The 15,201-nt window shown below is 34.6% G+C and carries 13 protein-coding genes and 1 riboswitch; of the genes, 1 reads left to right on the top strand and 12 read right to left on the bottom strand.

Annotated features, from left to right (window positions below):
* Nucleotides 1-43 precede the first annotated feature (43 nt).
* The 3 genes from AP058_RS15690 to AP058_RS15680 all read right to left on the bottom strand — a co-directional run bounded on the left by AP058_RS15690 (nt 44) and on the right by AP058_RS15680 (nt 3,073).
* Nucleotides 44-1,288: a sulfate adenylyltransferase subunit 1 gene (locus AP058_RS15690; protein WP_066313019.1), complete on the bottom strand. Its 1,245-nt coding sequence runs from the start codon at nt 1,286-1,288 to the stop codon at nt 44-46.
* 87 nt (nt 1,289-1,375) lie between these two features.
* Nucleotides 1,376-2,275: a sulfate adenylyltransferase subunit CysD gene (cysD, locus tag AP058_RS15685; protein WP_066313017.1), complete on the bottom strand. Its 900-nt coding sequence runs from the start codon at nt 2,273-2,275 to the stop codon at nt 1,376-1,378.
* A 96-nt stretch (nt 2,276-2,371) separates the two neighbouring features.
* Nucleotides 2,372-3,073, bottom strand: a complete 702-nt coding sequence (locus AP058_RS15680) for a phosphoadenylyl-sulfate reductase (RefSeq protein ID WP_066313015.1) — start codon at nt 3,071-3,073, stop codon at nt 2,372-2,374.
* A gap of 304 nt (nt 3,074-3,377) precedes the next feature.
* Between AP058_RS15680 and AP058_RS15675 the strand changes: the two genes are divergently transcribed.
* Nucleotides 3,378-4,160 (top strand): sulfite exporter TauE/SafE family protein, encoded by a 783-nt coding sequence (locus AP058_RS15675; protein WP_066313012.1) that lies wholly within the window; start codon nt 3,378-3,380, stop codon nt 4,158-4,160.
* 42 nt (nt 4,161-4,202) lie between these two features.
* Here the strand turns inward: AP058_RS15675 and AP058_RS15670 are convergent, their stop codons facing one another.
* The 9 genes from AP058_RS15670 to AP058_RS15630 all read right to left on the bottom strand — a co-directional run bounded on the left by AP058_RS15670 (nt 4,203) and on the right by AP058_RS15630 (nt 14,367).
* Complete coding sequence (locus tag AP058_RS15670; RefSeq protein ID WP_066313007.1) at nt 4,203-4,613, bottom strand: Rrf2 family transcriptional regulator; 411 nt, start codon at nt 4,611-4,613, stop codon at nt 4,203-4,205.
* Between the two features lie 155 nt (nt 4,614-4,768).
* Complete coding sequence (locus AP058_RS15665; RefSeq protein ID WP_066313005.1) at nt 4,769-5,941, bottom strand: PLP-dependent aspartate aminotransferase family protein; 1,173 nt, start codon at nt 5,939-5,941, stop codon at nt 4,769-4,771.
* Between the two features lie 7 nt (nt 5,942-5,948).
* Entirely contained in the window at nt 5,949-6,380 is a 432-nt protein-coding gene (locus AP058_RS15660) for an OsmC family protein (RefSeq protein WP_066313002.1), read from the bottom strand.
* 84 nt (nt 6,381-6,464) lie between these two features.
* Nucleotides 6,465-7,838: an ankyrin repeat domain-containing protein gene (locus AP058_RS15655; protein WP_082706675.1), complete on the bottom strand. Its 1,374-nt coding sequence runs from the start codon at nt 7,836-7,838 to the stop codon at nt 6,465-6,467.
* 4 nt (nt 7,839-7,842) lie between these two features.
* Entirely contained in the window at nt 7,843-8,403 is a 561-nt protein-coding gene (locus tag AP058_RS15650; protein ID WP_066312998.1) for a hypothetical protein, read from the bottom strand.
* Nucleotides 8,404-8,530: 127 nt separating this feature from the next.
* Complete coding sequence (gene thrA, locus AP058_RS15645) at nt 8,531-10,945, bottom strand: bifunctional aspartate kinase/homoserine dehydrogenase I (RefSeq protein ID WP_066312996.1); 2,415 nt, start codon at nt 10,943-10,945, stop codon at nt 8,531-8,533.
* Between the two features lie 20 nt (nt 10,946-10,965).
* Nucleotides 10,966-11,928 carry an alpha/beta fold hydrolase gene (locus tag AP058_RS15640; protein ID WP_231739703.1) on the bottom strand — a complete coding sequence of 321 codons (963 nt, stop codon included), beginning with the start codon at nt 11,926-11,928 and terminating at the stop codon, nt 10,966-10,968.
* 80 nt (nt 11,929-12,008) lie between these two features.
* Nucleotides 12,009-12,116: riboswitch (SAM riboswitch) on the bottom strand.
* Between the two features lie 178 nt (nt 12,117-12,294).
* Nucleotides 12,295-12,498: a hypothetical protein gene (locus AP058_RS15635; RefSeq protein WP_066312990.1), complete on the bottom strand. Its 204-nt coding sequence runs from the start codon at nt 12,496-12,498 to the stop codon at nt 12,295-12,297.
* A gap of 594 nt (nt 12,499-13,092) precedes the next feature.
* Nucleotides 13,093-14,367, bottom strand: a complete 1,275-nt coding sequence (locus tag AP058_RS15630) for an O-acetylhomoserine aminocarboxypropyltransferase/cysteine synthase family protein (RefSeq protein WP_066312987.1) — start codon at nt 14,365-14,367, stop codon at nt 13,093-13,095.
* Nucleotides 14,368-15,201 lie beyond the last annotated feature (834 nt).

The following is a 15,201-nucleotide window of genomic DNA, read 5'->3' as shown; positions in this document are numbered from 1 at the left end:
TTTTATCGTACTACTTATAAGGCTAAAAGCCAAATGCTAAAATTTAATTTATAAACCCAACTCCTGCAGTGGTGTTGGTATTAGTGTCTATTAAAATAAATGCACCGTTTGATTTATTACTGTTGTAAGCATCAAAATAAATAGCTTTACTTAATTTAATACTTACTTCGCCTATCTCATTGATCGCTAATTGGTCAGCCTCTTTTGTACCTGAATAATCGGTCGCTACTACATTTTTAACGCGGTCGACTTTAGCTAATATGCGATTGGTGTTGTGCTGAATTAAATACTTTGTTCCAGCCACCAACTTCTTCGAATCCATCCAACAAATAGTCGTGTTGATTTCTTTTTCTATTTTCGGAAGTTCTGCCGATTTTACAATCATATCTCCACGGGTCACATTAATGTCATTTTCTAGCTCAATGGTAATAGAAGATCCAGCAGGCGCTTCATTAAACTCTTTGTCAAAAAAGTGAATTTTAGAAATTTTAGACTCTGTCAAAGATGGCAAAACCGTTACAGCATCTCCAACTTTTAAAGCGCTACCATATAATTTACCCGCATATCCTCTAAAATCATGGTATTGTTGGGTTTTTGGTCGAATAACGGTTTGCACCGGAAAACGGGCTTGTTCGGCTTCGTAAACATCAGCAGGCTCTAAACCCTCTAAATGTTCTAATACACTTTGCCCATCATACCACGGCATTTCGGCAGCACGTTGTGCCACATTTCCTCCTGTCAAAGCAGAAATCGGTATGTAACTTACGTTTTGTTCTTTAAAGGAACTTTTAGCATTTAGCGTTTCAAAGTCCGCTTTGATTTTATTGTATACCTCTTCTGAGTAATCAACTAAGTCCATTTTGTTAATGGCTACAATTACCTCTTTAACTCGCAATAAATTGTTGATAAAAAAGTGACGGTAGGTTTGCTCGATTACTCCTTTTCTAGCATCAATTAAAATAATTGAAACTTGCGAAGTCGATGCTCCAGTAACCATGTTTCTGGTATATTCTACGTGACCTGGCGTATCGGCAATTATGTAACTCTTTTTCGCAGTCGAAAAATAAATATGCGCCACATCAATAGTAATTCCTTGTTCTCTCTCGGCAACTAAACCATCAGTTGCTAACGAAAAATCTAAATAATCGTAGCCTTTTTGCTTGCTGCTTTTTTCAATTGCCTCCAATTTATCGGTAGTCAATGATTTGGTATCGTATAATAAACGTCCGATTAAAGTACTCTTTCCGTCATCTACACTTCCTGCTGTTGCTATTTTTAAAACTTCCATTTTTATTTTATAAGTATTAAGGTTTAAGTATTAAGGCTTAAGTATTAAAAGGGATCAGTCAACGACTTACTCCTTATGACTTACTTCTTAAAAATATCCTTGTTGTTTTCTTTTCTCCATCGCAGCTTCCGAACGTTTGTCGTCGATACGAGCACCTCTTTCAGAAATAGTAGATTCTCTAATTTCCCCTACTACCTCAGCAATTGTTTCGGCGTAAGATTCTACTGCAGCAGTACAACTCATATCACCCACTGTTCTAAAACGAACAATTTTTTCTACAATTTGCTCGTCTTCTTCTTGATAGACATAAGGAGAATGTGACCAGATTAAGCCGTCTCTTAAGAAAACTTTACGCTTGTGCGAAAAGTAAATGGATGGAATTTCGATGTGTTCTTGTTCGATATAACTCCAAACATCCAATTCAGTCCAGTTTGAAATTGGGAACACCCGAACGTTCTGACCATTTTCAATTTTGCCATTTAAAATATCAAACAGTTCTGGACGTTGGTTTTTTTCATCCCACTGACCAAAATCGTCACGAACTGAAAAAATTCGTTCCTTAGCTCTGGCTTTTTCTTCGTCACGACGTGCGCCACCAATACAAGCATCAAATTTAAATTCTTCAATCGCGTCCAAAAGTGTAGTGGTTTGGAGGCTATTTCGACTAGAATATTTACCCGACTCCTCAATTACTTTACCTGTATCGATAGCATCTTGTACATTTCTTACAATCAACTCCAGCCCCAATTCTTCTACTAATTTATCTCTAAAAACAATGGTTTCAGGGAAATTATGTCCTGTATCAACATGCAATAAAGGAAACGGAATCTTTGCAGGAAAAAATGCTTTTTGAGCCAAACGAACTAACGTTATCGAATCTTTTCCTCCTGAGAAAAGTAGTACTGGTTTTTCAAATTGAGAAACTACTTCTCTAAATATGTATATCGCTTCTGCTTCTAACGCATTTGTTTTTAATATTGAACTCATTTTTTTAATTTAAATAGTAAATAATTGAATGATTAAAAGATGCATTACTGGACAATCTTTTGCTCTTTTCTCTTTATTTTTTTTCTTTAGTATTACTTATTTCTGATGCAAGCCACATTCTTTATGACTAGATTCCCACCACCATCTTCCAGCTCTTATGTCTTCGTCTGGCATTATTGCTCTGGTACAAGGCGCACAACCAATGCTTACGAAACCTTTTTTATGCAATGTGTTTTGCGGAACATTGTTTTCGATTAAATAATTTTCCACTTCTTGCAAACTCCATTTTAACAATGGATTAAATTTGATTATTTTAAAGTGGTTATCGTATTCAAATAAATCTAAATTTTGACGGTTTTCCGATTGCTCTGCTCGTAAACCCGTAATCCAAACCTCGTTTCCCGCTAAAGCTTTTCTAAGAGGAGTAACTTTACGAATGAAGCAACATTCTTTTCTGTTTTCAACCGATTCGTAAAAACTGTTTGGTCCTTTGGTCTGCAATAAATTTTCGACTGCTGCAGCTTCTGGAAAACAAACAGCAATTTGCTTTTTGTACTTTTTAATCGTTTTATGAAATACATCGTACGTCTCTTGAAACAAGCGCCCCGTATCTAATGTAAAAACTGTAATTGCATTATTATTTCTAAAAATATAATCTGTAATTACTTGATCTTCTTGTCCAAATGAAGTCGAAAAAACAACTTTACCAGGATAGGCTGTTGCTAGAAATGTTAACGTCTCTTCTAACGAAAAATTTTTTGTTCTTTCTAATAAAGGAGCTACTATCGATGAATTCATTTATTTCTAATTTTTTTAAAACCTATTACCCTATCGGTTTACTAGATTACTCTGCAAAAATAGTAATAAATTCTAAAATTCAAAACAATATCTATTGTTTTTAACGGCATCTAACAATTGAATTAAAATTCGTTATAAAAAGCTATAAACCGGATAAAACAGAAGTAAGCATTCATTATAATTAACTTCAAAACGCTCTATTACAACTACTTAAAATTAACTCGTCAAAAATAAAAATCTTAACTCGACTAAATCGATAGGATTATAACTAATTACGTTTTACTTTTGTCAAAAATTTTTAATTATGGACTTTCATATTGGACTTGTAGTAGCTGGTTTATTCGTTGGATTTGTAGTAGGAATGACTGGCGTTGGTGGTGGTTCATTAATGACTCCTATTTTACTTTGGTTTGGAATTCCTCCAACTACGGCAGTTGGAACCGATTTATTATATGCGGCTTTCACTAAAATGGGTGGAGTGGTTGTGCATCATCGAAAACGAAACATCAACTGGAAAATTACAGGTTGGCTTTCTTTAGGAAGTGTTCCTGCCGCATTACTTACTTTGTGGATCTTAGATAATTGTACAGCAGACATCACTGCAATGAATGCCATTATACGATACAGTTTAGGTTGGGCATTACTCTTCACTTCGATCGCAGTTCTGTTTAAAAAGAAATTATTGGTTTTATCTCAGAAACATGCCGGTGATAAATTTCTTCACGAAAGTAATACTCAAAATCTATTGACTATAGCAATTGGAGTGATGCTAGGTGCCGTAGTAACACTTACCTCGATTGGTGCTGGTGCTTTAGGAACTGTCACTTTGTTCTTTTTATATCCCCTCTTGCCAACTCCAAAATTGGTTGGAACAGAAATTGCGCACGCAGTTCCTTTGACTTTGGTTGCTGGTTTAGGGCACGCCACTATGGGAAATTTGGATTTAGGTCTACTAGGTCAACTATTAATTGGATCGCTACCTGGTATTTATGTGGGAAGTATGTTAAGCGGAAAAGTTCCTGATTTATTTTTACGAAACGCTATTGCTGTAATGTTATTTATGGTCGGTTATAAACTGGTTTTTTAAACATATTGAACTAGCTTCCCAAATATAAAAAAAACAAACTGCTTAAAACGCGATATCGGCAAGTGAATTACTTTCTAGAATTTTAAGCGTATTGTCACGAACTTGCATCATTAAACGGCGCGCAGCACAACTAGATTCATCTTTGCAATCATCACATTTTTCGTAAAAATTGTGGCTAGCACACGGCAGTAAAGCAATCGGACCTTCAAGTATGCGGTATACCTTTGCCATACTTATTTCTGCAGGATCTTTAATTAAATAATAGCCACCACCTTTGCCCTTTTTAGCTCCTAAAAAACCAGAATTGCGCAGTAACAACAATATACTTTCCAAAAATTTAATCGAAATATTCTCGCTCTTTGCAATATCTGCAATAGCTACAGGTGTTTGATCTTCTCGGCGAGCCAAGTACGTCAACGCTTTTATTCCGTATTTTGTCTTTTTTGAAAGCATTTTTACTCTTTGATTTACGAATCAAAACTACTATTTTTAGATTGATTTAAAACAAAAAAATAACGATTTCTGTTTTTAGAGCAACCGTAGCTTTTAAAAAAAACACTACGAGTAACACCACAAACAAAAATCGTTATCCCAAAATCGTTTAATCTTTACGAAAGCGCCTGATTTAAATCGGCAATTACATCTTTTACCGTTTCTAAACCTACAGAAACACGCACTAAACCTTCAGAAATTCCGACCGCTAACTTTTCTTCTACAGATAATTTACTGTGTGTCGTTGATGCAGGATGTGTAACTATTGTTTTTACATCTCCAATATTAGCAGAAAGCGAACACATTTTTATTTTATCTAAAAATTTACGCCCTGCTTCAATTCCGCCTTTAATTTCGAAAGCAATTATATTTCCGCCTAAAAGCATTTGTTTTTTGGCAATTTCATATTTTGGATGCGATTTCAGAAATGGATATTTAACCGTATTAACATTCGGATGTGCTTCTAAAAATTCTGCAACGATCATCGCATTTTCGCAATGCCTGTCGACGCGTACGGCTAAAGTCTCTAAACTTTTGGATAAAACCCAAGCATTAAAAGGTGACATTGCCGGTCCCGTATTTCTTGAAAACAGAAATATTTTACGAATCAATTCTGATTCTCCAACCGTTACTCCGCCCAAAACACGACCTTGACCGTCCATTAACTTAGTCGCCGAATGGATTACTAAATGTGCTCCGTATTTTATTGGCTGTTGAATGTAAGGTGTTGCAAAACAGTTGTCGATAATTAAAATCAAATTATGCTTTTTAGCAATTTGACCTAATAACTCCATATCTACTACGTCAACTCCTGGATTGGTAGGCGTTTCGGCGTATAAAATTTTTGTCTCTGGTTTTATTAAACTTTCAATCGTTTCTGGCTTATTAATATCAAAGTACGAAGTAGTAATGTGCCATTTTGGAAAATAATTCATAAACAAACTATGAGTCGAACCGAAGATACTTCCGGCAGAAACAATATGATCACCCGAAACAAGTAAGGCTGCGAATGTGGAGTAAATTGCTGCCATTCCGGTCGCAAATGCAAAACCGGCTTCAGCACCTTCCATAGCGCAAACCTTATCTACAAATTCTGTGGTATTTGGATTGCTAAATCTCGAATATATATTCCTGTCTTTTTCTTCAGAAAACGAAGCTCTCATATCCTCCGCGTCTTCAAATACGAAGCTTGACGATAAATACAAAGGTGTCGAATGTTCTTGAAATTGTGATCTTTCTAAATGTGTGCGGATGGCTTGGGTTTCAAAACCAAAATCTTGTTCTTCCATTTTATTATTATTTAGCTAATTCTTCTCCGTTTAAAATTACTTTATACGTTACCGTTGCAGTGGGCTCTAAAGTTTTAGAAACTGAGCAGTATTTCTCAAAAGAAAGTTGTGCTGCTCGTGCTGCTTTGTCTACTGCAATATTTCCTTCTAATACAAAGACTACTGCAATTTCCTTAAAAGGTTTTGCTTCGTCCACCTGTACTCTAAGTCCTTCCACTTCTGCATTAAAAGACGTAATTTCTTGACGCTGCTTCTTCAAAATAGAAATCATATCAATAGCACTGCATCCTGCCACGCCCATCAAAACCAATTCCATAGGACTCGCACCTAAATCGTGTCCTCCAAATTCAGAACGGTTATCAACATCTACCACATGTCCACGTTCATTTTTCAATCGAAAATGGTAATCATCGTTTACTCTATTTAATGTAATTTTCATTTTTATGTTTTTTGTATTACTAAAAATTGAATTTATAAGAATCTTTGAAGGCCAATTTTAACCAGCATTTAGTTTACGCTCCATCTAATTATTCAAAAGCGACAAAATAGCATTGTCTCCAGTTCTACTGGCAGTTTCTTCAGCATAATCTTTGGCCGTTTTACCAAAAAAGTCCTTGCCTTCTTTTACAGCTCCTGCTTGTAATAATAATTTACAAACGCTATACATATTGTATTGTGCAGCCTTCATTAAAGGCGTGTGTTTGTCATTATTTGCACTATTTACATCAGCATTATTAGCAATCAGCAACCTTATAATGGGTTCACTACTACCCTCACTCACAATTGCTCTCAACAATACTGTTTCGCCATTACTAGATTCACTTGTAACGTCTGCACCATTTTCTATTAAAAGTTTAACCATCTCCAAATCGCCATTTGAAACCGCGTCACCAATTGCATTTACACCACCAAAACCGTCACTTTTTCTATTGATTTCTGCGCCTTTGTCTATTAGATATTTGGCTTTTTTTATACTCTTACTACTCACCGCTTCTATCAATGCATTTCTTCCGTAGGAATTTTTAATATTTACGTTTGCTCCATTGGCAACTAAAAATTTTAAAACAATCAAATCATCGGCATCATTTCTGGATGCATAACACAAAGCAGTACTGCCATTTTCATCTTCTACATTGACATCTACTTTTTGAGCAATTATTTTTTTAACACTAACAATATCATTGCGCTGGCAAGCCAACATCAGCGGTGTCGTTTTGTATTTTGAGTTGACTTTATTAACTGCTGCACCTGAATCAATGATTAAATGAACCACTTCATCATGTATGCTATCTCCAGACATCGCTTCTAACAAAACGGTATGTCCTGTCTCTGAAGAACTGGAATTTACATTAGCACCCAATCGAATCATTTTAAGTGCTACTTCATTCCACTCATAAGCGAGTGCCCATTGCAAGGCCGACATCCCACTTATATCAGAACCCGAATTTTTTACGTCGGCATTGTTTTTTAATAGCAATAAAGCCATTTCTTCGCTTCTATTGGCACACGCTATAAATAATGCACTGTGTTCCGCTGCATTTACTAAATTAACAGCAGCCTTTCTATCCAAAAGCAATTGAACAATGTCGGCGTTATTGTTATAAACCGCTATCATTAAAAGGGTCCAATCCTGATCAGATTTGTCATTTGCACCCTTTTGCCTGCCACCTCGCCAATAACCTTTACCTCTGCCATCAACGCTTTCGCCTTGGTCAAGATATAAAGTCACTTTTTTCAAATTATCTTTTACAATGGCATCTATCATTTGATCTGATGCGATTTCAAAAGCAATTTCAGCTTTAACTTCTTCTTTATTATCCTCTTTGTTTTCTGACTTACACTGCCACAAAAGACAAGCTAAGCTTAGTACAACGAGATAGTTGGCTATTGTCTTCATCAGATTATGATTGGTCTGCTTTATCTAATTTATTCCAGTATTCCAAGATTTTCTTTTTCGAACGGCTGTCTAATTTATTAAAATTAGCTGAAAATTTATTTTTTTTGAAGCCATCTGAAACAGAAGCTTCAATAGTATAAAATTGCTCTTTTGTGGAATAAATTAAATGCACTGATTTTTGTATAAAGTTTGCATCATACAAACCGTAAATAAAAAGCGCATCTACACTTTGATCACCATCATAATCGGCAAATGCCTTTCTGCTTCCCCACGAAGAAATTATGCCATCATAACTAATTTCAACAAAAGATTTTAAAATCCAGCCATTTTGATCCTTTGTAAATCGCTGAAAATACATTTTATCAGGATTAGCATTTTTCTCTATTTTCGAAAAAATAAATACATTATCTTCTTTATCAACAAAGTTGACTTCATCAATTTGAATTGCTCTCACCCCTTTATAAGGAAACTCATCTTGCGTGTAGCTTTCTTTATTTCTGTGCACATTTGAAATCTGAGCCAGCATCATATTCGAAAACAACAATAAAATTATAATTTGTTTCATAGTTTGAGTTTTTTTAATTTTTAAAGAAAATAAAGATTTTACTATTTTGAAATGCGTACCCGATATATTAAGAATAGCACTATTCTTTTTATCTTAACTAATTTTATTTTCTTTCGAAAGACCATTGCTATCCCTTATCCGACAATCTCAAAATATCGCCAAAAACACCTCTTGCCGTAACCGCCGATCCCGCTCCTGCACCTTGAATTACAATTGGACGATCGCCATAAGATTCGGTGTAAATTTCGAAGAAGGAATCAGATCCTTTAAGGCCACCTAGAGCAGTATCGCTTGGAACTGATACCAATTTAACTTCAAGAACACCTTTGTCATGTTGCAAATCTCCAGACAATTCACCAATATATCGCAACACATGATTTGGCTTCTGATCGGCCTTTATTTTGTTATAAATTGGGTCAAATTCTTTTAATTTAGTCAAGAAATCAGCAACATTTCCATCTCGCAAATGCGCTGGAATCAAATTTTCAATCGCTACTTCTTCAAATTCATTTTGCAAATCCAGCTCTCTCGCTAAGATTAGCAATTTGCGACCTACATCATTTCCGCATAAATCTTCCCTTGGATCAGGTTCTGTAAAGCCACTTTCAATTGCTTCCTGCAAAACGGCGCTAAAAGGTTCATCGACAGCCGAGAACTTATTAAACAAATAACTCAATGTACCCGAAAAAACACCTTTTATTTTAGTGATATTTTCTCCCGAAAGGTGCAACAATTTGATGGTATCAATAAGTGGTAAACCAGCACCAACATTAGTTTCGTACAGATAATTTTTTTGATTTTCTTCTAAAATTTTTCTCAATTCTTTGTAGAAACCATAACTCAATGTATTTGCTACTTTGTTTGAAGAAATCAAATCAAAACTGCTTTCTGCTAGCGGAATGTAATTTTCTACAAAATCCTTGCTTGCCGTATTATCTACAGCGATAAGGTTCTCAAAATGATTGTCATTTGCATAAGCTATCACATCTTTCATCGTGTAAGCAACTCCTTCGCTTTGCAAACTATTTTTCCAATCAGTGCCAACACCATTTTTATTAAACAGCACTTTTTTAGAATTTGCAATGGCAAATACATTCAACTTAATTCCTTTTCTTTTTTCTATGGCTGTCGCCGAAGCTAAAATTTGATCGATCAAAGTGCCTCCAACCAAACCATGACCAAAAACTGCTATATTTATTTTTTTAGATACACCGAAGATTTCCCCATGTATCACATTTAAAGCCCTGTTTAGTTCGGATTTTTTAACGACCAAACTCACGTTTTTACCAGTAACAGTATTGTTGAATAAAATTGGAACAATCTTATTCTTGATCAATGCCGTGTAAGGTTTATGAAAAGTGCTTAAATCTTGTCCAATAATAGAAATTACAGAAACATCATCGGTTACGGAAATGCGGTTGACATCTTTTGAATAAAAGTCGTTTTCGAATTCTTTTTCCAATTCAATCATCGCCGTAGTCGCTTTGTCAGCATCTACCACCAAACCGATTCCTCTTTCTGAAGATCCTTGAGAAATGATGCTCACACTAATGTCATTATCCCCCATTACTCTAAAAATTCGAGCATCAACACCAGTTTTACCAAGTAACCCACGACCTTCTAGATTGACTAATGAAACATTTTCTAAAACTGAAAGTGTTTTAATTCCTTCTTTAGTCGAATCAGATGTAATTAATGTACCTTGATTTTCGTGGTTAAAGGTATTTAATATTCGAAGTGGAATGTTTTTTTCTAATAAAGGGATGATGGTTTTTGCATGCAAAATAGTAGCACCAAAATTTGCCAACTCATTTGCTTCATTGAATGATAAATGTTCTATTTTTTTGGCATCACGAACCAAATCAGGATTTGCAGTGTAAATACCATCTACGTGCGTGAAATTTTGTAATTCTTCAGCGTTCAAATAATTGGCCAATAAAGACGCCGTATAGTTACTACCGTTTCTACCCAAAGTAGTAGTATCGTTGTTATTATTAGATCCAATAAAACCAGTCACAATATTAACCAGATCGCCACCATGTTCTTTGAAATACTGAATCACATTTTTCTTAGACAGTTGTTCTAGCGGTTGTGCATCTCCAAATTTAGAGTCAGTTTTTAAAAAATCTCTAGAATCTGCAAAGCGAGCATTTACTCCTTTTTCTTTTAAAATCGACGTTAATAATTTAGCTGCAAGAATTTCTCCTTTTGATAAAATTTGGTCTTTAATTTTGTTGCTATAATCGCCAATCAAGCTAACGCCTTCATACAATTTATCCAATACATTAAACTCTTCCGAAAAATCTATTGCTGCATAATCTGAGATTTGATAGGTTTTGAATTTTTCTAATAGCGGTTTATAGTCGCCGTTTTTTGCCGCTACATTCAGAATCTCTTCCAAAGTATCAGTTGCATTTCCACGTGCCGAAACAACCACAGCAATTTTCTCTCCATTGTTAACTTTGTCTGTAATTATTGAAACCACTTTTTGAAGTCCTTCTCCATTTGATAACGACTTACCTCCAAATTTTAATATTTTCATTGTGTTGTATGTTGTTTGGCTTAAAAAATATCTTTAAGCAAATTGTCTAATTGTTTGTATTCGATTAAAAACGCATCATGTCCGTGAACAGAATCTATTTCTTTGTAAAAAACATTTTCTTTGAACTTTTTTAAGTCAGTATACGTTTCTAAATTTTCTCTGGGTGTAAAAAACAAATCCGAATTGATCGCCACAATATGAATGTTAGCATCCGTTTTTGAAAGTAATGTTTCAAAATCATCTGAATTCCGCGTAATATCAATTGTCTTTAATAATTGATTCATCATTTTATAGGAAGCCAATTGATAGCGTTCCTGTAATTTTGTGCCGTGATGTTGCAACCAACTTTCGACATTAAAAACTGCTAAATTTTCATTAATCGTTCTATTGAATTTCTCTTTAAACGATTCGGGCGAACGGTAGCACAACATCGCATGAATGCGCGCATCTTCGATGGGCTGAGAGGAGTTTTTTAAAATTTGCTCCTGCAAATAGCAATTGGCAATCAGCCAATCAGTTGACTTCCAGTCGGTTGCGATCGGAATTAAATTTTCGGTAATTCTTGGAGACAAAGCCAACATTTCCCAGGCAATTCCTCCACCAACCGAACCGCCAATCACAGTATGTAACTTACTAATATTTAAGTCTTCAATTCCTTTTAAGAACAAACGAGCAACATCTCTTGCTGTAAAATCTTGATGATTTTCGATTAAAAAAGAATCTACTCCGTTTCCTGGAACATTAAATGCTAAAATGGTGTATTTATGAATGTCGATTGTTTTGTCTGCACCAATCAAATCGTTCCACCAGCCATTTTCACCAATAACTTGCGCATTTCCTGTCAAGGCATGATTAACCAAAACTATCGGAGCAGTATGCAAAGGTTGACCAAATAGCGCATAGCTTAAGGGTAACTCAGAATAAACAGCACCACTTTCGGTAGTAAAATTTTGTAACAGGATTGGGTTGATTATATTTTCCAATTTCAAATCTTTTGTGATTTTTGATTTGTATCTGGAAATATTAAAAAGAAAAAACTAGAATTGAACTAGAGATATTCTTGTTGTTATCTTTCCACGTTGAGCGTGGTAGAATGCAGCACCTTCTTCGATTTACCGAAGGGTTGCTAAGGATTCGCCGGGTCTAATCCCTCGTCCTTTCTTTATAACATTTCAATACGTATGTGAACTTATTAACGCAAATTAACTACTAATTTTTTAAACAAACAAATTTTAAATTTTTCATTTACAACTCTCACAAAAATATAACATATAGACGCAAGCAATCGCTGAATATAACATATATCCAGTACTAAACGATTGCTAATTAAGACAGATCACCTTTCACTACTAGATGAAAAGGTTTTCATTCTCTTTTGAATACATTAAAAATGTTAAACAGTCGGCCGTGTCTGCCCCGTCTTTTTTGGCTGTAGTATTAAATCCTAATCTTAAATGAATTAATTCATTTACAACTTTTGCTGTTGCGTTTCTTCTTGTTCTAAAAGTTCTTAAGTAACCGAAGGTTCTTGCGAAGTAATTTTTAGTTTCCATGTTTTTATTTTTAGATGCGTGTTAGTATATGTTTATTTTAATTTTATCTTATTGTTACGTACTTTTTTTTAATAAAAAAACCCTTTTGGAATTTGTAATACCAAAAGGGTTTAAGCGCTATAACTTAAATCTTATGATATCAACTGACCTGCACTTGAAACCGAATGGTGACAAGAGAGAAAAGGTTTTTTTTATTTGAAAAATTACTATTCATAGTATTTAATTTTGAATATTCTATTTGTAAACACAAAAAGCCTCCTGAATAAACGGGAGGCTTTTGCTATATAAAAAGTCTTTACTTTAAAGCAATCACAACCCGGAATTTTTTTCCGAACGGACGATATTTAGGTTACAAATATTAAATTTCATTCTGGTTTTCTTTGGGTTTTACAAAAGTGCAAAATATATTTAATTTTTCCTAATAATTTACAATGTTTTCTTAGTGATTTTACAAAGAAAATTTAGATAATCATTGAGGCTTATCATTTACAAACAAATAGGTTAGCAAAAAAACAGCTCTAAACACTATGCATGCGTACTAAATTCAAAATTCTTACAAAAACTAAATACTAGAAAGCAGAAACATCTCTACAATTAGATAGCACCAAAAGCATTTTTTAGATCTGTTTTTAGATCTTCAATAGCTTCAATTCCAACCGAAAGGCGAATCAAATCAGCAAAAACGCCAGAGGCCGCTTGGTCATCAGTCGATAATTGCTGATGCGTTGTACTTGCTGGGTGAATAATCAACGATTTCGTATCTCCAATATTTGCTAATAGGGAGAATAATTTAGTGTTATCTACTACTTTTTTAGCTGCTTCAAAACCACCTTTCAAACCAAAAGTCAACAGTCCGTTTTGTCCTTTAGGAAAATATTTCTTTGCTAAGTCGTAGTATTTGCTCGACGGAAGTCCAGGATAATTTACCCAAGCCACTTCTTCTTGCTCTTCTAGCCATTGAGCCAATGCTAAACCATTTTCACTGTGTTTTTGTACACGAAGCGGAAGCGTTTCTAATCCTTGTATAATTTGAAAAGCGTTAAACGGACTCAAAGCAGCGCCGAAATCACGCAATCCTTCAATTCTCGCTTTAGCAATAAACGCGGCTTTACCTAGCGCTTCATGATAAATTAATCCGTGATATCCAGCTGATGGAGTCGTAAATTCTGGGAATTTTCCGCTACTCCAATCAAAGGTTCCAGCATCAATTATAGCTCCTCCCAAAGAAGTTCCGTTTCCAGCAATATATTTGGTCAATGAGTGAATTACAATATCTGCTCCATGCTCAATGGGCTGCAATAAATAAGAAGAGGCAACCGTATTATCTACAATAAAAGGAATTTCGAATTTCTTGGCCACAACAGAAATTGCTTTTAGATCTAAAATATCTAGTTTTGGATTCCCTAAAGACTCCACAAAAATAGTTCTAGTATTATCTTTAATTGCGTTTGCGAAATTTTCAGGATCAGCAGGATCCACAAAAGTGGTTGCAATGCCTAATCTTGGCAACGTAACATTAAATAAATTAAATGTTCCGCCATATAAACTGCTAGACGCTACAATATGATCGCCTGCTTTTAATAAAACTAATAAGGCCGTTGTAATTGCCGCAGTTCCCGAAGCAGTTACTACTGCTCCTATTCCACCTTCTAAGGCAGCCAAACGTTGTTCTAAAATATCATTGGTAGGGTTATTTAAACGAGTATAAATGTAGCCTGGCTCTGTTAATCCAAATAGATTGGCAGCATGTTCTGAATTTTTAAAAACATAAGAAGAGGTTTGATAAATAGGCACCGCTCTTGTTCCTTCGGTTTTGGTAACATCGTGTCCAGCATGCAATGCATTAGTTTCAAATTGTTGCGTGTTCATAATTGTAAATTTTATTTTAAGGTTAATAGTTTAATGGTTCAAATAAAAAGAGATTCTTCTTCTTGCAAATACAATTGCGAATGCAGCGACTGTGATTCATCACTATGTAGCAAACCTTCGAATCTATTTTTGTGCAAAAGGTAGCCCTCTTTTTTGATATGGAATAAAAAATAAATTATTTTAAATATATAGTGTGTTTTCATGATTTTTTTAACTTTAAGATTATAAAAAAAGCCCTTTTGGAATGTGACCAAAAGGGCTTATAGTGAACTATAAAAAGAGTTAACTCTTTCGCTTTTGGCAATAACAGACGGGCACGGACATAAACTTCGTGTTGCACTTTATCATTTTATTTAATAGTGTCTGAATCATCTTTTAGTATATTTCTATGTAAACAAAAAAACCTCTGCTGTGGGCAGAGGTTTTATCGGTATATTTTAAAAATTAAAATTTAGTCAATAAAGCGCTCTGCCGATATATTCGACTTCATGCAAAACGTGTTGACCATCATTAAATTCATTTTTTCTATTTTTAGAAAGACAAAACTGCGAAGAGTTTTTTACATATGCAAGCTTATGTGCAAATATTTCAGGCAATGGTGCGATGCTATATTTAACTTTTGTTTTAAATAAAAAAACATAAACTTTAATTTGCAAATCAAAATCGTTTCATACCTTTGCAATCAAATACAGAGGAAAAATTTGAACTGATTGCAACCTCTTCATAATGAAACGATTCGTTATGACTATTGAAAAAATATTTCGATAGTAAAAAATGCTAAAGCAGGAACTCTCCTTTAGCATTTTCCGCAATTAAATTCTCCTCTTAATTAAT

This window comes from Flavobacterium sp. TAB 87, from assembly GCF_001529295.1.
GTDB lineage: Bacteria > Bacteroidota > Bacteroidia > Flavobacteriales > Flavobacteriaceae > Flavobacterium.
The sequence above is the reverse complement of the archived record's forward strand: the minus strand, read 5'-3'. Positions and strand labels throughout refer to the sequence as shown.

Bases quoted from the DNA above. Each gene is read 5' to 3' on its own strand.
- AP058_RS15630 (WP_066312987.1), bottom strand. From the start codon at position 14,367: ATGAACACGCAACAATTTGAAACTAATGCATTGCATGCTGGACACGAT.
- AP058_RS15680 (WP_066313015.1), bottom strand. From the start codon at position 3,073: ATGAATTCATCGATAGTAGCTCCTTTATTAGAAAGAACAAAAAATTTT.
- AP058_RS15660 (WP_066313002.1), bottom strand. From the start codon at position 6,380: ATGAAAATTACATTAAATAGAGTAAACGATGATTACCATTTTCGATTG.
- AP058_RS15675 (WP_066313012.1), top strand. From the start codon at position 3,378: ATGGACTTTCATATTGGACTTGTAGTAGCTGGTTTATTCGTTGGATTT.
- thrA (WP_066312996.1), bottom strand. From the start codon at position 10,945: ATGAAAATATTAAAATTTGGAGGTAAGTCGTTATCAAATGGAGAAGGA.
- AP058_RS15665 (WP_066313005.1), bottom strand. From the start codon at position 5,941: ATGGAAGAACAAGATTTTGGTTTTGAAACCCAAGCCATCCGCACACAT.
- AP058_RS15650 (WP_066312998.1), bottom strand. From the start codon at position 8,403: ATGAAACAAATTATAATTTTATTGTTGTTTTCGAATATGATGCTGGCT.
- AP058_RS15690 (WP_066313019.1), bottom strand. From the start codon at position 1,288: ATGGAAGTTTTAAAAATAGCAACAGCAGGAAGTGTAGATGACGGAAAG.
- cysD (WP_066313017.1), bottom strand. From the start codon at position 2,275: ATGAGTTCAATATTAAAAACAAATGCGTTAGAAGCAGAAGCGATATAC.
- AP058_RS15670 (WP_066313007.1), bottom strand. From the start codon at position 4,613: ATGCTTTCAAAAAAGACAAAATACGGAATAAAAGCGTTGACGTACTTG.
- AP058_RS15635 (WP_066312990.1), bottom strand. From the start codon at position 12,498: ATGGAAACTAAAAATTACTTCGCAAGAACCTTCGGTTACTTAAGAACT.
- AP058_RS15655 (WP_082706675.1), bottom strand. From the start codon at position 7,838: ATGAAGACAATAGCCAACTATCTCGTTGTACTAAGCTTAGCTTGTCTT.